Source organism: Streptomyces sp. NPDC037389, assembly GCF_040636475.1.
Lineage (GTDB): Bacteria > Actinomycetota > Actinomycetes > Streptomycetales > Streptomycetaceae > Streptomyces > Streptomyces hesseae.
This window is the reverse complement of record NZ_JBEZUS010000021.1, coordinates 61612-80258: the sequence shown is the minus strand read 5'-3', so window position 1 is coordinate 80258 and position 18647 is coordinate 61612. Positions and strand designations below refer to the sequence as shown.

The window sequence follows — 18647 nt, the reverse complement described above, 5'->3', positions numbered from 1 at the left end:
CACCGACATGATGCTCGCCGCCGCCCGCGCCCTCGCCGACGTCGTCGCCGAAGACGAACTCAACGCCAACTACATCATCCCCAGCGTCTTCAACGCGAAGGCGACCGAGGCGGTGGCCTCGGCGGTCAAGCAGGCGGCCCTGGCCGTCCGCCAGGAGCGGTAGAGGACGGTCCCGGGCCCTGGCCGCATGGGCCGGGCCCGGGACCGGGTCAGCGGATCAGTCCTCCACTCCGTAGTACTGCGCGAGGAAGCCGGTCACGTCCGCGGCGTGCGGGCTCAGCTCGGGCAGGTGATCGGCGAGGGCGGTGCGCACGGCGTCGGTCAGGGCGGACAGGCTCGTGGCCGACGCCTTGACGTACGGGTCGAGGCGGCGGACCAGCTCGTAGTTGCTGTCCACGTCCAGCTGCCGCATCGTCCGCTCCATCGGAGCGGCCCCGGCCGTCGTGACGGGCGGCAGCAGGCGGCTGACGAACGTCACGCGGTGCATGACGCGCCAGCACGGCGGCTTGCGGTCGGACTGGCGGGCCTGGCGCAGGGCGGCCGCGTTGGGGTCGCCGGCGTTCTCCAGCCAGGTGGGATCGACGACCTTGTGGAAGAAGGTGTCGAAGTGCTCGGTGTCCTCGCCGAGGTAGAAGCTGAGGAACCGGTAGGCGTCCACCTTGCCCGGCGCGTTGACGGGCTTGCCGTCGGCGTCGAAGACCGGCTTGCGGTTGGCGTCGTACTGCTGGAGGTTGCCCGAAGGCGCGCAGGCGACCGACAGGCCGAAGGAGCGGGAGGCGTCCTTGCCGCGGGCGCGGGTGGCGGTCATACCGCCGCCGATGGACGCGTCGAGCTGGGCGTTGATCCCGATGCCCATGACGTCGAAGGACGTGCCGACGCTCGTGCCCACCGACCCCGACAGCGAGTACGAGCCGGAGGTCGTCTCGCTGACGGAGTCCGTCGTCTCGGTGGTCTCGGCGAAGAAGCCGCCGTCCGCCGTCCAGACGTAGGTGTTGACCAGGTCGCGACGGGAGAAGCCGTCACCGGCCTTGCTGCCCGCCGTGTCGCGGGCGCGGCCGGGGGCGGTGTCGCCGCCGATCGCCCCGCCGAGGACCCGGCCCGCGCGCTCGGCGGTCGGGTCGGGGGCGTGGGTCTCGGTGGAGACGGTCTCGTAGTAGCCGTGCAGCCGCTGCTGCTCGCGCTGGATGCGGCGCTTGAGGGCGTACGCCTCGCGTGGCTTGAAGTAGCTGTACTCGCCCCGGTCCCGGGCGTCCGTGTAGTCCGGGTCGAGGACCTTGCCCCGCTCGTCGTAGCCGACGGTGCCGTCCAGCGTGCCCTGCTTGGTGTAGCGGGGGTTGACGGGGAACGGGATGACGTTCCAGTCCTTGGGGATGTCGGGGTTGGGCTGGATGCGGTAGGTGACGAGCGCGCCGCTGTGGGCCAGGCGCAGCGCGAAGACGTCGGCGGTCTGCGACTGCACGAGCGCGAAGCCCATGTTGGCGGGCACGTAGCGGCGGCCGACGGCGGTGTTGAGCGGGGTGCGCGGGTCCTCCCAGCTGCCGGCGAGCTCGACCTTCATGGACCGGGCGGTGTTCACCCCCTGTGAGACGGACGTCTCCTCGGCCCAGCTGTTGGAGAACTCGAGGCTGCCGCGCACGCCCGCCGAGACCTTGGCGGACGCCATGGACTTGGCGACGCCGAAGCCGAGCGGCGCGGTGATCATCCACATGTCGACGTCGACCTCGCTGGACAGCGCGAAGCCGAAGGCGGCGTCCACGCTGCGTTCCTTCGCGGAGGAGAGGGAGTGCACGACCTCCTCGGCCTCGGTGAGCTCCACGGAGGCGACGCTGTCGTACGTGGCGCGGTCGGGGTCGACGGTGTTGGGGGTGAGGTTCTCGGACGGTACGGGCGGGGCGCCCTCGACGTAGCCGATGAGCTGCGGGTCGAACTGCACCTGGCTGACCCATTCGCTGATCAGGTCGCCGACCTTGTAGCCGGTGACCAGGTGCCAGCGTCCGTCGCGCAGGTAGCCGTACGCGCGCTTCAGGACGCCGAACGCCTCGCCCTTGGCGGTGTACTGCATATCGGCGTACTCGGCGACGGCCGGGGCGCCGGAGACCGTCTCGTGGAAGGGGGTGCGCATCGCGGCCAGCGCCGAGCGGACCTGGGCGGCGTCGCTGGAGACGGGCGCGGTGGACAGTACGGCGCTCGGGCGGGCGGGGGCGGCGGACAGTGTGAGGCCGTTGCCGCGCAGGCCCTCGTCGCGGACGACGCCGGCGGCGTCGTCGGTGGAGGCGCTGTCGAAGGACCAGTAGGCGAGCAGGTCCTCCTTCTCCCCCTTGAGGCGGGTGAAGAGGTTGTCGAGGATCTGCTCCTGGGTACGGGAGGCGCGCCACAGCCGGACCTCTTCCAGGACGCCGTGGAACGCCTGGTCGGCCGTGCCGCCCTTGAGCCGGGCGCCGAGGGTGAGGGCCCGGTCCCCGTAGTCGGCGAGGCCGGGCGCCTCCAGCGGGTCGCAGGCGAGGGGGACGCCGTTGCGGTAGAGGCGGAAGAAGCTGCCGCGCGGGTCGGGGTTGCGGGCCCAGCGGGCGCCGCGCAGCCGGGCCGAGTGGGATCCGGTGGTGTCGGCGGCGGTGTTCCCCGCGTTCTCCTCGAACGTCCAGTGCGCGGTCAGACCGCGGTCGCGCGCCGAGACGGGCGTGCCGAGCCGCGCGGCGTCGCGGGCGGCGCCCCACAGCCGGACCTCGGCGACCACACCGGTGAGGAAGTGGGTCTCCGTGCCCGCACGGGCCCGGCCGATGTCGAGCGTGCCGCTGTTGCCCTTGGGGCCGGGCCCTTCGTAGCGGGCGGTTCCGGCGTCCTTCCCGTCGATGAAGAAGCGGATGTCCTGCCATTCCCGGACGTCGACGGACTCGACGAGCTCGACGGTCTGCCGGACGGGTTTGCCGTCGGCCCCGGCCGCGGTGATCTCCTTGCTGCCCTTGCGCTCCTGCGTCGAGCGGCCGCCCTTGCGGACGACGGCCAGCCGGTGGAAGACACCCGCGCGGACGGCCTCGGCGGAAGTGAACCGGACGAGCTTGCCGTCGGGCTCCTCGAAGGCGAACTCCAGCTTGCCGTCGGGCAGGACGAGCAGCCGGTAGGGGAGGCTGCCGCCTGAGCCGTCGGCGGCGCGTCCCTTGGAGAGCAGGCCCTGCGTCGTACCGAGGGAGTCGACGCGGCAGAACACCTCGACGGTGAGGTCGTCGGCGATGTCGAGCGCGTCGTTGTCCGGGACCTCCAGGTAGGCGCCGTCGGTGAGCTCGACGGCCCAGGACTGCTCGTAGGCGGCCGCGAGGTGGGACCACTCGTGCGGCGGGAAGGAGTCCCGGGTGGCCACCAGGCGGTCGCCGACCCCGGCGACGACCCGGTAGGTGGCGTCCGCCGCCGTATCGAGCGCGGCGGGCGCGGTCGTGGTGGTGACGCCGCCGCGCAGGTAGACGTGCCGGTCGTGGCCCGAGCGGTCCAGGACGCCCGGCTTGCCGCCCACCTGGGCGAGCGGGGTGGCGCAGGGCCAGTAGCCTATCAGCCCGGTCTCCTTGCCGGAGATCCGCTTGTTCTTCAGCTCCCGGACCTCGGCGGTGGTACGGGCCGTGCCCCAGAGCCGGACCTCGTCCATCTCGACGGCGGCGTATTCGGCCACCCAGCTCGCGAAGTGGCTGCCGAAGCTGAACAGGCCCTCCCCCCGGTATGTGCCCGAGGCGACGCGGCGGGCCTCCTCGACGCCGTCGCGGTAGATCACCTGCTCGCGGGTGGCCGCGTCGAACGTACAGGCCCAGTGGTGCCAGTCGGTGTCGTCGTAACCGTAGTTGGTGGTGAGGTCGTCGCCGTAGAAGGCGAAGGTGAAGTCGCTGGTCTTGCGGAAGCCGATGTGCAGGGCGCGGCTGTTGCCGCCGTCCGAGGCGCCGTGGCCGACGAGGAGCTGCGCCTTGCCGTCCCACTTCGTGGTGCGCCGGGCCCAGAACTCCACGGTGAAGCTCCGGTCGGCGAGGCCGAAGCCGTTCTCGGTCATGGCCACGCCGCTCTTGCCGTCGAAGGCCAGGGCGGGCACGGCGGTGGCGTCCGGTGCGAGCAGCCCGAGCGTGTAGGGGGCGTCGCCCACGTGGGCGTGGACGATCCGCGCGGCGCCGGAGACCGCCTCGGGCTTGACCCAGGCCTCCATGGTCAGGTCGCGGGTCACCGCGGCCCGGTCCAGCCGCTCCTGCGGCAGGGTGAGGACGTTCTGCCGCCCGTCGAAGGAGTACGCGCGGCCGGGTTTGTCCGCGCGCCAGCGGCAGCCGTTGCCGGTGACCAGGTCCGCCACTTCCCCGAGCGGGACCTCCCGTGCCGTGCCGGGGTCGGCGACCACGAGCCGGGAGCCCGCCGAGAGCGGGACGCCGGGACGGCTGGACGTGGCCTGCCGGTGGTCGTACCGCAGCCGCTCGACCGGATCCCCCGCCTGCGGCTCGGGGCCGCCTTCGCCGCTGCCGAGCCGGAGCGAGGTGGCGCCCGGCTCGCGCTCGGCCTCGGTGAGGTAGAGGTGGCCGCCGAGGGTGACGGGCGTACCGGCGGGGAGGGCGGCCGGCAGGGGGGTGGCGAGCTGGAGGACGCCGCCGATGACGTCGCCGGCCTTGCCACCGGAGAGAAGCCTGTCCGTCGCGTCGAAGGACTTCACCGCGCCGATCCGGACGGGCTGTTCCGGCGTGCCGTTGACGATCGCGGCGAAGTCGGCGGCCCGGCGCGGCACCCGGCCCCAGGTCTCGCGCTCTCCGTCGCGCTCGATCGTGACGTCGCACAGGCCCGGTGTGCCGCCGGCCGTGACGCTGATCCGTACCGCTCCCAGTCCGGTGGCGGCGTCACGGGCGGTGAAGGTGACCGTCGTGCCGTCGCCCGCCGCCAGGCGTCGGGAGGAGCGCAGGACCGTGGTGTCGTAGTAGGTGGCGAAGAACTGCTCGTTGGCGCCGCGGAAGTACAGCACGACGTTTCCGGAGGCGCTGTCCAGCAGGTACGGCCGGTCGGCCGAGCGCGCGAAGGCCAGCAGTGCGCCGGAGGCGCTCAGACCGGTGCGGTCGAGGCTCAGCTGCGGCATGGGAAGGGCGATGTCGTCGGCACCCTTGAGGCCGCCGGTGAGCCGGGCCAACTCGTCGCGGACTGCGGCGAGTTCGGCCTGCTGCGCCTCGGTCTCGCGGCGGCGCTGGTCCAGCAGATCGCGCTGGGTACGGAGTTCGGCGAGCTGTTTGTCGAGTGCCTCGACCCGCTTGCCGGCTTCCCGGATGTCGGGGTGCCCGAAGTCGTGGAGGGCGACCCGCTCGAAGGCGATGAGCCCTTCGCCGGACTCGGTGACCGCGGCGGAGTCGTACTGGACGACACGATCACCGAGCCGGTCGGGGGCGCAGACGGCCTTCCCGCTGTTCCGGTTGACGAGAGTGCTGTAGCCGTCGTTCCGGTCGAGGATATGGAAGTGGGTGTTCCAGGCACCGGTGTTCCGCGGCCACACGATCAGGGGCGCGTCGTTGTCCTGGCGCTCACCGGCGACGTTCATGTCCTTGCCGGTGCGCGGATTGTGCAGGTGGTAGGGCGTCGGGCCGCTCCAGTGGGCCCCCGGGGGAATCAGGACGGCCCACAGCGCCGACTTCGCCTCCTTGTCGGAGGTCCTGATCAGCGGGGGTTCGCTCCCGGCGCCGTCGTCCCGCACGGCGAGGTACTGCGGCTTGCCGTCCCGGGTGTTCTTGAAGCGGATCCGGCATGTCCAGCCGGCGATGTCCTGCCACCTGGAGTAGTACGCCTCGCGGACGCGCTCCACTTCGGGCAGGTCGGCGGTCTGCCGGGTGAGATCGGCGGCCTCGGTCTCCTTGGCGGCGAGGTCCTGGACCAGCTGCCGGATCCGGCCGTCCAGCTCGCTGATCGTCTCCACGTCGGCGCTGCCGTCGGGTGCGGCGAGCACCGGCAGCGTCAGCTCGTCGGGGATCTGGGCGAGCCGTCCGTCGCGCCCCACACCGAAGTCGACGGTCGCGAGGTACGACTCGTCGGTCGCCGCGCCGGTCCTCGGGTCGGGGCCGGAGGTGGCGTACGACAGCAGCACCCGGGCCTGCCGCTTGGCGGGCTTGGGCTCCTGGCCGTATCCGACGGCCGTCTGCTCCTGCTGGTGGTAGAGGACGGCCGACAGGCCGGAGACGACGCCGCGGCCGGTGACGGCGAAGCTGTCGCGCCGTACGCCGGGGTGGTCGCCGATGGGGGCCTCGGAAGTCACCCACTGCGGGCCGCCGGTGAGCTCGCCGTGGCGGGCGCGGTCGGTCTGGTCGAAGAGGCGGGTGCCGGAGCCCTCGTCGAAGCGGTAGTAGGCGACGAGGCCGGGGTCGTTCCCGATGAGGCGGACGCCCTTGTCGCGCCGGAGCTCGTCGGCGGTGCGGGCGCGGTTCCAGATCCGCACCTCGTCGAGCTCGGCGTGGGCGCTGCCGAACCACAGGGCCTTGCCCAGGATCAGTGGGCCGTTGCCCTCGTAGTGGCCGCCCGCGGTGCGGCTGCCGATCTCCTCGCCGTCACGGTAAGCGGTCTGCCTGCCGGTGGCGCGGTCGTAGACACAGGACCAGTGGTGCCAGTCGGTATCCGTGAACGTGTGCTCGGAGTCCAGGTCGTTGCCGTAGAAGCCGAAGGCGAAGGTGCCTCCGGAGCGGAAACCGATGTGCAGGGACTCGTTGGGGCCGCCCTGCTGGTTGCCGTGCCCGATGAGGAAGTCGTCGCCGCCCGTGGCCGTGCGCCGGGCCCAGAACTCCACCGTGAAGTCGGAGCCCCCGAGCCCGGGCCCCTGGGCGACGCGCACATGGGCGTCCCCCTCCCCGAAGCGCAGCGCGGTCTCCGCGTGCCCCTCCGTGCTGACGACCGGGACGAGCGGCTGTCCGGTGAACGGGCAGGTGCCGGGGCCGGGTTCGTGGACGGCGTCGCGGTGGGCGGGGTCGGGGCTGGTCCAGGCCTGGGTGCCCTGGAGGCTGAACAGGCCATCGCGGCCCTGCTCGATGTTGAAGGAGTCGACGCGACCGGTGGCGTCGTTGTGCGCGAAGATCTGCCAGCGCTGCTGTCCGTGGACGGCGGTGGGGACGAGGAGGGCGGTGAAGCGCCCGCCGGAGAGACGCCGGACGAAGGACAGCTTCTGTGTGGGCTCGTGGAAGGGGCGGCCTTCCATGTCCGTGGTGCCCAGGCTGTCCTTGGCCGAGTCGGGGCGGGTCCGGTGCCGGCTGCGGCGGTAGCGGGCCTCCAGGACGGGCTTGAGCTCGCCGCCGACGAGCAGGAACCGGTCGCACAGCAGGGTGTCCGCCGCGACCGGGACCTTCGCGTCGTTCTTGTCCCGGGTGTAGTCGGCGCGGTCCGCCGTGCCGGAGGACCCGCCGCCGGCCAGCTTGTGCACGGCGTCGGGGTGGTCGGCGGTGACGGACTGGCGCAGCACCACGATGTGCGTGCCGTCGGAGACGATGTGGAAGGGGGCGAGGGCGGTGAGCCGGGCGGTGGTGGAGAGGAAGGCGTCCACCTCGTCCTCGTCCAGTCGCTCGCCGGGGGCGGCCTCGACCCGGCCGCCGTTCTTGACGACCGGTAAGGCGGTGACGCCCGCGGCGGCGAAGCCCACGTCGGTCAGCTCGGACGGGAAGCGCAGGGTGAGGGGGTTCTCCGACCAGTAGGCGGCGTCGAGGTCGCCCTTGCTCTCGTCGTGCCGCGCCATGTCGAGCACGGTGTAGACGACGCGCCGCCGGTCGTCCATGGCGAAGGCCACCACGGTGCCCTGGTGGCGGACGGTGGTGGTGTGGACGTACGGGCGGTCGCTGTAGACCTTGAGCAGATGCTCGTCAGCGGACAAGGACACTCCTCGGGAAGGCATGCGGAAACCGCGTACCGGAAATCGTGGGACAGGGCCGACCGGCCCCTTGCGGCCTGCGCCCGCTCCCCCGGGCGTGCGCGGCCGTCACACGATTGACCGGCGGGAATTCCCCGTCAAGGGAGGCATCGCGCCACCATGTCCGGAAATGACGGCCGCCCGGTGTCCACGAAGACCTGCTTCGTGGGCACCGGGCGGAGTGGGTCGTCTCAGTGGTCGTGGGGACCTGGCCGGTGGACGGGGCCGTGGGTGTCCTCGGTGTGTCCCCGGTGGCCCGTGGGGGCGGCGATCTGGAGGAGGGCCTCCTCGCCCTGGTCCTCGCCGAGGTGGTCTACCTGGAGGGTGGCGTGGGTGATGCCGTAGTCGTCGCGCAGCTGATGCTGGAGGTGGCGGCGCACGGTGTGGCAGTCGCCGCCGGGGGTGACCAGGACATGGGCCGACAGCGCGGGCTGGCCGGAGGTGATCTGCCAGATGTGCAGGTCGTGGATCTCGACGACCTGGTCGGCGGCGGCCATCCGGTCGCCGACCGCGTCGGGGTCGATGCCGGCCGGGGCGGCCTCCAGGAAGATCCGGCCCGAGGCGCTGATCAGCCCGAAGCCGGCCTTGAGCATGAGGCCGACGACCACGAGGGTGGCGATGGCGTCGGCGCGGGCGAAGCCGGTGAGCATCACGACGAGACCGGCGATGGCGGTGCCGATGAAGGCGTAGAGGTCGTTGAGGATGTGCTGGAAGGCGCCCTCGACGTTCAGCGAGCTGCGGTTGGCCTTGGAGATGCACCACGCGGCCACGATGTTGACGACGATCCCGACGAGCGCGGTGCCGAAGACCAGGCCGCCCTCGACATCGGGCGGGTTGATCAGGCGGCGCACGGCCTCGTAGCCGAGCCAGGCGGCGAGGAGGACGAGCGTGAGCCCGTTGGCCTGGGCGGAGAGTATCTCGGCGCGCTTGAGGCCGAAGGTGTAGCCGCCGCGGGCGGGCCGGGCCGCCAGACGCATCGCGATGAGCGCGAGCACGATCGAGGCGGCGTCGGTGAGCATATGGGCCGCGTCGGAGATCAGCGCCAGGGAGCGGGCGAGGACGCCGATGGTGACCTCGACGGCCATGAACACGGTGATCAGCGTCAGGGCGATGGTCAGCCAGCGGCGGTCGGCGTCGGCGGTGACGCCGTGGCTGTGGCCGCCGTGACCGGAGCCGTGGTCATGGCTGTGGGCGGACCCTCCGGGGGTGTGTTCATGGGTATGGGTGTGGCCGGGCACGGTGCCTCCTGGCTGCCTTGTCGGGGGCTTCGCCAGCGAGTGAACAACATGAGTCGCGGGGTGCGCAAAGGCTGCAACGGCATCGGTTTCCAATACCGTTAACACCCCTCTGACCTGCGGTTTCATCCCGGAGGGGCGAGGCTTTCGATGCAGCTGGTAATCGCTTTCAGAAGCACTCGGCGATCACCGCGACCATTTGACAAGCACCGCGCCGGCCACCCGCCGCCGCCGCTACCCCCGGCGGCCGGGCTTGCCGCGCTTTCCGGTCCGGGAGGCACCGGAACGGGAGCCGCCGGAGCCGCCCCGGGCGCCCTTGGTGCCCGTACCGCTCCTGCCGGCCGTCCTGCCCGCCGCGGGCTTCCGCCGGGCGGCACCCGACTCCGGACGCTTCTCCTTGCGCTGGTCCTTCGACTCCTCGGCGCCGGGGCGGCGGCCCCGGGAGCTGTTCACGGTGCGGCCGCGGACGATCCCGATGAAGTCCTCCACCATGTCGGTGGTCCGCTCCTCGGGCCACGACAGCGCGACACTCGACTGCGGGCCGTCCGTGACCGTCCGGTACGTGAGGTCCTTGCGGTGGTGCAGACGGGCGAGCGACTGCGGGACGAGGAGCACGCCCACGTTCGCCGCGACGAGCTCGATGGCGTCACCCGTCGTGGCGGGGCGCTCGATCGCGGGCCGGCCCGGCAGCCCGTTCTCCCAGTCGAGGGTGTCGTCGAGGGGGTGGAACACGACCTCGTCGGCCAGGTCCGCCAGCGCCACCTCTTCGAACGCCGCGACGAGGTGATCCTTCGGGATCACCACCACCGTGGTCTCGGTGTAGAGGGGGATGGCGCTGAAGTACGTACGGTCGACGGGCAGCCGGACGAGCCCCGCGTCGGCGTCACCGCGGCGCAGCACGTCCGGCACTTCGGCGGCGGGCGTCGCGATGAGGTCCAGCGGGGTGTCCGGCAGTCGCTCGTTCCAGATCCGCACCCATTTGGCGGGGGTCGCGCCCGGTACGTAGGCGAGCCGGAACGGGGTAGGGGGTACTTCCGAGCCTGTCACCCGGCCAGATTACCGGGCGTGGTCTTCAGTGGCGCACACGCTCGATATCCTTGGCACCATGACGTCGCACCAGAGCACCCAGACCATGAAGCCCGCGACCGCGGCGAAGAAGCTGGGTGTGTACCTCGAAGCCACCCCCACCGAGTTCCAGGAGGGTGTCGTCACGCGCGACGAGTTCAACGCTCTTCAGGCCGACCCGCCGGAGTGGCTGCGCGAGCTGCGCCAGAACGGCCCGCACCCGCGTCCGGTGGTCGCGGCGAAGCTCGGTGTCTCGATCTCGGGTCTGGCCCGTGGTGGGGTCACCGAGGCGCTCACCACGGAGCAGATCGAGGCGCTGAAGCAGGAGTCCCCGGAGTGGCTCCAGAAGGAGCGCGCCACCCAGGCGGAGGTCCGCAAGGAGACGGTCCGCATCAAGGAGAAGAACAAGCAGAAGCAGGAGGAGCAGGGCCGCTAGCGCTCCTGTTCCATGCCTCTTGGAGGGCGCCCGGCCGTATGCGGCCGGGCGCCCTCCGTTCGTTCACAGCCAGCTGACGCGGGCGCTGGTGAGGTTCTCCCCGGCCGGCGGGCGGGCCAGCTCTCCCTTGGCCACGCCTTCGAGCAGCTTGCGCACGGCCGCCATGATGTCGGGCGTCGCGTTGCGGAGTTCCGCCGCGTCGTGCGGCCCGGCCTCGTCCGCCGTCACCCCGGCCTCCGCCAGCAGGGCGTCCAGGTTCGTCAGCTTCCCGGCGACCCAGTCCAGGGGTGCGGCCGACAGCTCCTGGTCGAAGACCCGCGGTCCCGGGTTCCAGTCGTCGAACCTCGGGTGGTGATGGGCGCGGTCCAGGCTTCCGGCGGGGCCGTCCGCCGACTCCAGCAGGTCGGCCCGCCATACGGGGCGGTCGACGAGGATGGGCCGTGCGGCGTAGACGGTTCCCGTCAGGGGGCCTCGCCGGAGCAGCCGGATCTCCAGGCGCACGCCGTGCTCGGCGCCTTCCTGGCCCGGCGTGGGGTGGGGGTCGATGAAGTAGAGGTCACTGGCCACGACGCCGATACGCTCGAATCCAAAGGCGTACAGCACGAATCCTCCTCCGGCTGTTCCTGGCGACCTTTCAGGCTTTCAAGTGGCTGCGCTTGGGTCAGCGTGCCACGGCGCGGCCCCCGGGGCCATGGCGAGGAAGCCCTCGGCGACCGCGCAGTACGTGGCGACGCCGACGGCGAGGGCCCGCTCGTCGTAGACCACGCGGTCGGAGTGGTTGTCGGGGACCGTCCCCGGCACCGCGCCCGGCGGGCACGCGCCGAGGAACGCCATCGCCCCGGGGACGCGGCGCAGCACGTAGGAGAAGTCCTCCCCTCCCATGGTGGGGTGGGGGAGCTCGTGCACGGCGGACGGCCCCAGGACGGCGGAGACCGCCTGCCGGACGCCGGCGGTGAAGGCCGGGTCGTTGCGCACGGGAGGGTAGCCTTCGGGCAGGTCGACCTCGGCGGTCATGGCATGGGCGGCGGCCACGCCGTGGGCCACCCGGGCGATGCCTTCGCGCACGGTGCGGCGGCTCGCCTCGGAGAGCGTGCGGTAGGTGCCGACCAGTTGGGCGGTCTCCGGGATGACGTTGAACGCGCGGCCGGCCGTGACGGTGGTGATCGTGAGGACGGCCGGTTCGAAGACGTCGACGGTCCGCGTCACCATGGTCTGGAGGGCCTGGACGATCTCGCAGGCGACGGGAACGGGGTCGAGGACCTTGTGCGGGCCGGCCGCATGTCCGCCACGTCCGCGTACGGTGATCCGTACGGTGTCGGCGGCGGCGTACTGGGTGCCGGCCCGGAGGCGGACGGTGCCGGAGGCGTGACGGGCGTTGATGTGCAGGGCGAACGCCCCGTCGACCGGTGGGTCGTCCGTGCCGCCCAGCACCCCTTCGTCGATCATGTGCTGGGCGCCGCCGCCGAGTTCCTCGGCGGGCTGGAACATGAACACCACGCGCCCCGCGAGCCGTTCCCTGCGGGACGCGAGCAGTCGTGCCGCCCCGACGAGCATGGCGGTGTGGGTGTCGTGGCCGCACGCGTGCATGACGCCGGGTGTCCGTGACGCGAAGTCGAGGCCGGTGTTCTCCTGTTGCGGCAACGCGTCCATGTCCGCGCGCAGCAGGACGGTCCGCCCGGGGCGGCGCCCTTCGAGCACGGCCACGACGGAGCTCAGGCTCCGGCCGGGGGTCGCCGTCATGCCGAGTCCGGCGAGCGCGTCCAGAACCGTGCGCTGGGTGCGGGGCAGGTGTGTGCCCAGCTCCGGGGCGCGGTGGATGCGGCGGCGCACGGCCACGACGTCCGGCAGGAGCTTGCGGGCCTCGGCGAGCAGCTCCGGCCCCGGGATCCCGTCCTTCTCGCTCATGCGGGTCATCGAAACACATCGAAGCTCCCTTGGAAACAAGGGAGTTGGGGCGTTCCGGTCCCCGGCGGCGGGTCGCCGGGGACCGGAGGGGCCGGCCGGGGTCAGACGCGGTCGGCGGCGATCAGCAGGTACTGGAAGCTGCCGTCCTTGTACGCGGTCAGGAAAGCCTTCTCGATGCCCGTGGCCAGCGGCGACTGGGCGCGCAGCTCCCAGTAGGGGATCGTGGCCTCGGTGAGGTCCACGACGGCGGCCGGGACGAGCCGGTTGGCCGCCATCTCCTTGAAGTAGCTGCTGCGCGGGTGGATGTCGCAGATGTAGTGGGCGTTGATCTCGCTGACGGCCCTGGACGGCAGTCCGTAGGTGTCGTTGTAGCAGCCGGTGACGGTCACGTAACGGCCGCCGTGCCGGAGCATCCGCGAGTACTCCGGGAACAGCTGGGAGAGGTCCACGTACATGGTGCTCTCGTTGTTCCAGATGGCCCGGAAGCGGCCGCTCTCGAACCCGGTGTCCAGCATGTTCTTCAGGTGGAAGCGCACCTTGTCGGACACGCCGTGCTTCTCGGCCTGCTCGTTGGCGAACGCGACCTGCGTCTCCGAGATGGAGACGCCGTCGACGTGGCAGCCGAACCGGCGGTTGGCGACGAGGCTGCCGCCGCCGCGACCCGACCCGGAGTCCATCAGGCGGTCGTCGGGGGTGACGGTACCGAGGTGGTTGAGCAGGACCTCCGCCTGGGCGCACTCCAGGCGGTGGAGCTCGGCGGTGATCCGCTCGTCGCGGGTCTCCTCGGGCCCCTCCAGGACGGACCAGTCGACGTCGCCGACGCCGTAGTGGTGGTGGTAGATGCCGTCCACCTCGCCGAGCCGGAGATTGACCGGGTTCTTCTCCCGGTTCCAGTAGTCCGCGACGGACCGCTGGTAGGCACTGGCGAGAACCGAGGCGGGGCTGATCTCCTGAATGGTCACCGTGTCTTCTCTTTCCGCTTGCCGATGAACTGTTGGGGATTCACTGGGTCGATGCGCCGTGGTACCGGGGGCTGGTCGCGTGCCACTCCTTGCTCCCGCCCATCCAGGCCCACAGCCCGGCGAGATAGCGCCGGAGCTCGGGGGAACCGGCCGCGCTCAGGACGGCACACTCGGCTTCCACCGTGTGCATCAGCTCGTCGTGGATGCACGCCGCGCGGTTCACGGCCTCCTGGAGCGAGCAGTTGTCCTCCGCGGCGATGAGGTTGGGCAGATTGGTGTCGGTGGGGTCTTCCTTGGTCATCGAGTACAGGTCGTTGAGCAGCACGTTGGCCGTACCGGCGTACAGATAGGTGCGGCGTACGCGCGCGTCGGCGAACTCGGCGGCGGGGAGCTCGTAGCCGCCGACGGGGTCGATGAGGACCATGCACGGGTAGAAGGCGTTCTCGTAGCGGTGCAGCAGGTACTCCCACACGGCGGGCCGCCGTCCGGAGCTGCGCCACTCCCCCTCCTGGTTGTAGCCCACGAACATCACGGCCAGTTCGTGGCGCAGCCGGGCCACCTGGGTGGGGCTGGCGATGCGCGCCAGGTGGTCGAGGCAGGAGCGGAAGGCGCGCAGGACGGGCTCCTTGCGCACGATGTTCTCGAACTGCGCGAGATAGCGGGCCGGGAGCCGGACGGGGTCGACCACGGCGTGGGCCAGGGCCATGCGGGTGCCGATCAGCTCCGGTGTGGTGTCCTCGCCCTCGTCGACCCAGTGGTCGTCGACGGCCCATTCGGACAGTCCGCAGCGGGCGGCGGTGAGGATCCGCTCGGGGTCGTCGGTGTCGGGGTGGGCGAGCATGAACAGCCGCCCGAAGTTGTGGGAGCGCAGCCGCTCCAGCCGGCCCCGGAAGATGCCGACCTCCTCTGCCCATTCGACGAGCCGCTTGTTCACCTCCTCGCCGAGGGCGGGGTCGTCGCGCTCGGCGTCCGGGCAGTAGAGCGGGGGGACGCGCACGGTGGGGCCGGAGGCGCCCGAGGAGTCCCCGGAGCCGTCGGAGTGCCCTTCCGCGGGCTGCCCGGGGGCGGGCCCGGCGGCGGGCGGCGCGGGCGGGGTGAGGTCCACGTGGAGGAGTTCCGTGCGGAACAGGCGGGCGGCCGACGTGCCCAGCCCCGTCGGCCCGGCGAGCAGGTCGCGCAGCGCGTCGACGACGGCCGGTGCCGCCTCGGCGGCGGCCGCGGGGTCGTCCGGGCGGGGGGCGGTCGGCGTACCCGCACCGAGCGGAGCAGCGCCGTTGAGCCGGTTCATCCGGGGGTCCCTTCGCTACGCGTGCGGACACCGTGAACGGCCGTTCACGGTGCCGGAGTTCTCGGGTGCGGCGCCCCGCCCGACGGCGTGCGGACATGACCGTCACCCCCATCGGCCGCCGTGCCACCCCCCGACCAGGCCACGCAGCAGAGTGGCGGACTCATGGGCGTCCGCGCAGCATCGGCGGCGCACGTTCATCCGTACGTAGCTGAGTATGTTTATCGGGTCGAAGTGTGGTGCAGATACGGCGGAAGGGCCTCGCGCCTACGAAGAGGCGCGGGCCCGTTCCCGCCGGGCGGGGCTCAGCCCGCCGACTTCTTGGGTCAGCCCGTCGCCTTCTTGAGGAGGCCGCGCAGCTGGATGGCGTGGAAGACCTCGAAGACGCCCATGACGACCAGGAACACTCCGGTCACCATGGTGAGCACGGTGATCGACCGGAAGGGCAGGTCGATCATCAGGACGCCGGCCAGGATGTTGAGGAATCCGACGAACACCTGCCAGCCACGGGCGGGCATGCCCTTGGCCGACAGTGCCACGCCCGCCAGCATCACTCCGCGCAGCAGCCAGCCGAACCCGATCCACAGGGCGAGCAGCAGGATCGACCGGGCGGGCTCGCGGAAGCACAGCAGCCCGAGCAGGACGCACAGGGCGCCGCTGACGAAGCCCAGCACGCGCAGGGCGCCGGGGACGTACGAACTGAAGGCGCCGGCGAGCTGGAAGGCGCCGATCACCAGCAGATAGAGGCCGAAGAGGATCCCGACGACCGTCAATGACGCCTCGGGCCAGGCCAGCACGATCGCGCCCAGGGCCACCGAGGCGATGCCGGCGCCCAGCAGTGCCTGCCAGCCCGCGTGCGCCAGTCGGCTGAGGTCCCCGTGGAGTCCTTGGGATTCGTCGAGGGAGAAAGTCATGGCACGCGCTCCCCACTTGATCGCCCCTTCGTCCAGATTTGCACGGATACCGTATACCGACAACACGACGGGGAGGGACCGTCCCATTCCGGTCCCTCCCCGTGCGGCCCCCCGGCCCCCGGCCCGCGGCCCGCGGTCCGTCAGTCGCAGGTGTCGAGCATCGCGATCAGCTTCTCCTTCTCGGGCTGGGTGACGCTCAGCGCGTACAGGCTCTTGATGTGCCCCCAGGCCCGGGAGTAGGTGCACCAGTAGTCCTGGTTGGGCGGCGACCACTGGTCCGGCGACTGGTCGCCCTTGGAGCGGTTGGAAGAGGCGGAGACGGCGTACAGCTGGGGGTTGTCGAGGTCGTTGGCGAACGCCTTCCGTCTGTCGGTGGTCCAGGTGTCCGCGCCGCTGCGCCACGCGTTGGCCAGCGGCACCATGTGGTCGATGTCCACCTTGGACGCCGAGTCGAGAGTCTTGTCGTCGTACGGGCTGTACCAGCTGCCCGCGACGGCCCGGCACATCGAGTCCTGTGTGACGGCCGAGCCGTCCCGCGACAGGACCACCTCACGGGTGTCGCACTCCCCGTACTGCTTGATCCAGTGCGGGAACCTGGCCCGGGAGTAGCCCGTCATCGAGTGCGGCGGTTCCACCTTGAGCCCGTCCAGCTCGGTGCGGACCGCGTCCGCCGCCGGGGGCTCCGGCGGTACGCGGTGGGAGGACGCCGAGGGGGCGGAGACCGCCGGCGCGGCGACGGGCGGGGCCATGACGGCGGCCAGGCCCAGGACAGCGGCGGCGGCGCGCCGCCGGACGCGAGAAGTGATCATGCGCAAACACTTAGTGGCCGTCGCGGGCCCGCCCGACCCATTCGCCCGTCCGAGGGCGCGCTGGCACTCTTACTTCAAGAAGGCTGGTCAGCCCGGCATTTCGTCCGATGACTCCGGTCGCCGCGCCGCCATGTTCAGACACATCGTCACACCGCGTACGATGCAGTCGTGATCGCGTATGCTCCCGCAGCCCTGTTCCTTCTCCTTTTCGGCATCGGCGTATTGCGCGACCGGCGACGCTTCAGCAACGCGGTTCATTTCGGGCTCACCTGTATATGCCTGCTGTTCGGCTTGTTGTTCAGTCTGCTGCGCGCGGCCGCGGCGGGTGGCGACCGCGGTGTGCACGCCCTGGAGTGGATCGCGGCCGGGCTCCTCCTGATCCCCTTCCTCGGCGCCTTCGTACTGCCGGCGCTGCTGCTGGCCAACGGCGTGAAGATGATCCGCAAGGAGGGGCGGCGCCCGGCCAATCTGCTGTCCTTCCTCGCCGGTCTCGGCATCTTCGGGCTCATCGGCCTGACGATCGCGTCCGCCGCCACCCGCTCCCGGAACCTGACGATCGTCACGGGCACCACCGTGATGATCGCCGCCTATGTGTCGTTCCTGTTCTTCTGTTTCATCGGATACGCCTTCCTGTACGGCTGGATGCGGCCGCGCCGGAACGTCGACTTCGTGGTGGTGCTCGGCTCCGGCCTCATCGGCGGGGCGAAGGTGCCACCCCTGCTCGCCAGCCGGCTGGAGCGCGGACGCGAGGTGTACGAGCGGCAGGCGGCACGCGGCAATCCGCCCGTCCTCATCACCTCGGGCGGCCAGGGCCCGGACGAGCGGCTCCCGGAATCCCACGCCATGGCCGACTACCTCACCGAACGCGGCTTCCCGGCCGAGCACGTCCGGCGCGAGGACAAGTCCCGTACCACCGAGGAGAATCTCCTCTACAGCAAGGCGATCATGGCGGAGGCCAAGCCGGGCTACCGCTGCGTGATCGTCACCAATAACTTCCACGCCTTCCGGGCCGCGCTCATGGCCCGCAAGACCGGCGTCAACGGCCAGGTCGTCGGCTCCCCGACGGCCGCGTACTTCTGGCCGAGCGCGACGATCCGCGAGTTCGTCGCGGTCTTCCTCAACCACAAGCTCGTCAACTTCACCATCTGCGGGCTGCTCGCCCTCTTCGGCCTGGCGGCCGTGTTGATCCACTGAGCCCACGGACCGCCTGCAGGCGCCGGCGGTCAGTCCCAGTCCGCGGCGGGCCGGGCCTCGTGGAGGACGGCGTGGTAGTACCCCTCCGCCTCGCGCCCGGCGGGGTCCAGTCCGGCCGCCACGAGGCTCTCCAGGGTGCGCCGCCGCTCGTCCGGGTCGGTGAAGCGGCGCTGCCGGTGGGACGCCCCGGACGGCCGGGTGACCAGTCCGTACCGCCGCAGCACCGCCTCGACGGGACGGAAGTCGACGGGCCGTACCACGAACGCCGCCACCCAGGCCCGCCCGCCGGACGGGGCGAGGACGGTGTCGAACGTGCGCGGCCCGATGTAGCTCAGCCCGCCCGTGACGGTGATCAGGCCCGCCGGGGCGAGCGCCTCGGTCAGGGCGGCGCCCGCCGGTACGGTCTCCAGGTTCGCGGCGAAGGCGGTGTCCAGCAGGCCGACGGCCGCCGCGTAGCCGACGGCCCGGGGCGACGCGTCGATGCCGACGACGGGGACCGCGTCGGCGCGACGACGGGTGGCGTAGAACTCCTTGTCCGTGGCGATGAGTTCCTCCAGGGACAGCTCCGCCGTCAGCGGGCTCGTGTAGTGCTCGTAGAGTTCCCGTAGCGTGAGGTCGTGGTTGACCAGGGCGGCGTTGATGCCGTACGAACAGCACAGGTCCACCATGGTGACCGGCTCGCCGGGGCGGACGCGGGCCCGGCCGGCGAGCACGGCCCGGAAGACGGGCTGGGCGTGGTGGGGGATCTGGTACCGCAGGGGCGCCAGCCGGGCGAAATACGCTCGGGGGTCGGGCCGGTCGTAGATGTCGTCGAAGCTGCTCTTGCCCCAGTGGTCAGCTCTGCCCGCGATGTCCGACGCCATTCCCCGGCCCTTCTGATCGCCTTCCGGTCCGCGTCATGCTTCCCCGGGCCCGCACGGCGCGGAACACGATGGGGGGCGATTCCGGCCGTCCGGGTCACGCGCC

General features: G+C 71.6%; 13 protein-coding genes. 2 read left to right on the top strand and 11 right to left on the bottom strand.

Annotated features, from left to right (window positions below):
• Nucleotides 1-217: 217 nt before the first annotated feature.
• From AB0E98_RS31300 to AB0E98_RS31290, 3 genes are all read right to left on the bottom strand, one after another.
• Nucleotides 218-7840: a LamG-like jellyroll fold domain-containing protein gene (locus tag AB0E98_RS31300; protein WP_361709241.1), complete on the bottom strand. Its 7623-nt coding sequence runs from the start codon at nucleotides 7838-7840 to the stop codon at nucleotides 218-220.
• 227 nt (nucleotides 7841-8067) lie between these two features.
• Nucleotides 8068-9114 (bottom strand): cation diffusion facilitator family transporter, encoded by a 1047-nt coding sequence (locus tag AB0E98_RS31295; protein WP_361709238.1) that lies wholly within the window; start codon nucleotides 9112-9114, stop codon nucleotides 8068-8070.
• 231 nt (nucleotides 9115-9345) lie between these two features.
• Nucleotides 9346-10158, bottom strand: coding sequence for a LysR family transcriptional regulator substrate-binding protein (locus AB0E98_RS31290; RefSeq protein ID WP_361709236.1), 813 nt, complete (start codon nucleotides 10156-10158; stop codon nucleotides 9346-9348).
• A gap of 58 nt (nucleotides 10159-10216) precedes the next feature.
• On the opposite strand from AB0E98_RS31290, the gene AB0E98_RS31285 reads away from it, so the two are divergent.
• The gene (locus AB0E98_RS31285) at nucleotides 10217-10612 is read left to right on the top strand and encodes a DUF5997 family protein (RefSeq protein WP_361709233.1); all 396 of its coding nucleotides are present in this window, start codon (nucleotides 10217-10219) and stop codon (nucleotides 10610-10612) included.
• A gap of 63 nt (nucleotides 10613-10675) precedes the next feature.
• Here the strand turns inward: AB0E98_RS31285 and AB0E98_RS31280 are convergent, their stop codons facing one another.
• The 7 genes from AB0E98_RS31280 to AB0E98_RS31250 all read right to left on the bottom strand — a co-directional run bounded on the left by AB0E98_RS31280 (nucleotide 10676) and on the right by AB0E98_RS31250 (nucleotide 16832).
• Nucleotides 10676-11215: a hypothetical protein gene (locus tag AB0E98_RS31280; protein ID WP_361709231.1), complete on the bottom strand. Its 540-nt coding sequence runs from the start codon at nucleotides 11213-11215 to the stop codon at nucleotides 10676-10678.
• 39 nt (nucleotides 11216-11254) lie between these two features.
• On the bottom strand, nucleotides 11255-12517 hold the full coding sequence (locus AB0E98_RS31275; RefSeq protein WP_361709228.1) for a M20 family metallopeptidase: 1263 nt from the start codon (nucleotides 12515-12517) through the stop codon (nucleotides 11255-11257).
• Between the two features lie 101 nt (nucleotides 12518-12618).
• Complete coding sequence (locus AB0E98_RS31270) at nucleotides 12619-13479, bottom strand: geranyl diphosphate 2-C-methyltransferase (protein WP_361709227.1); 861 nt, start codon at nucleotides 13477-13479, stop codon at nucleotides 12619-12621.
• A gap of 40 nt (nucleotides 13480-13519) precedes the next feature.
• Nucleotides 13520-14767 (bottom strand): family 2 encapsulin nanocompartment cargo protein terpene cyclase, encoded by a 1248-nt coding sequence (locus AB0E98_RS31265; protein WP_361709225.1) that lies wholly within the window; start codon nucleotides 14765-14767, stop codon nucleotides 13520-13522.
• Between the two features lie 323 nt (nucleotides 14768-15090).
• The gene (locus tag AB0E98_RS31260) at nucleotides 15091-15678 is read right to left on the bottom strand and encodes a DUF308 domain-containing protein (protein ID WP_361709223.1); all 588 of its coding nucleotides are present in this window, start codon (nucleotides 15676-15678) and stop codon (nucleotides 15091-15093) included.
• A 140-nt stretch (nucleotides 15679-15818) separates the two neighbouring features.
• Nucleotides 15819-16487, bottom strand: a complete 669-nt coding sequence (locus AB0E98_RS31255) for an HNH endonuclease family protein (protein ID WP_361709222.1) — start codon at nucleotides 16485-16487, stop codon at nucleotides 15819-15821.
• An 87-nt stretch (nucleotides 16488-16574) separates the two neighbouring features.
• Nucleotides 16575-16832 carry a hypothetical protein gene (locus AB0E98_RS31250; protein WP_361709220.1) on the bottom strand — a complete coding sequence of 86 codons (258 nt, stop codon included), beginning with the start codon at nucleotides 16830-16832 and terminating at the stop codon, nucleotides 16575-16577.
• Here AB0E98_RS31250 and AB0E98_RS31245 point away from each other — a divergent pair.
• On the top strand, nucleotides 16827-17681 hold the full coding sequence (locus AB0E98_RS31245) for a YdcF family protein (RefSeq protein WP_361709219.1): 855 nt from the start codon (nucleotides 16827-16829) through the stop codon (nucleotides 17679-17681). The genes AB0E98_RS31250 and AB0E98_RS31245 overlap by 6 nt on opposite strands.
• A gap of 29 nt (nucleotides 17682-17710) precedes the next feature.
• Here AB0E98_RS31245 and AB0E98_RS31240 read toward each other — a convergent pair whose 3' ends face one another.
• Nucleotides 17711-18544, bottom strand: a complete 834-nt coding sequence (locus AB0E98_RS31240; protein ID WP_361709218.1) for a hypothetical protein — start codon at nucleotides 18542-18544, stop codon at nucleotides 17711-17713.
• Nucleotides 18545-18647: the final 103 nt, after the last annotated feature.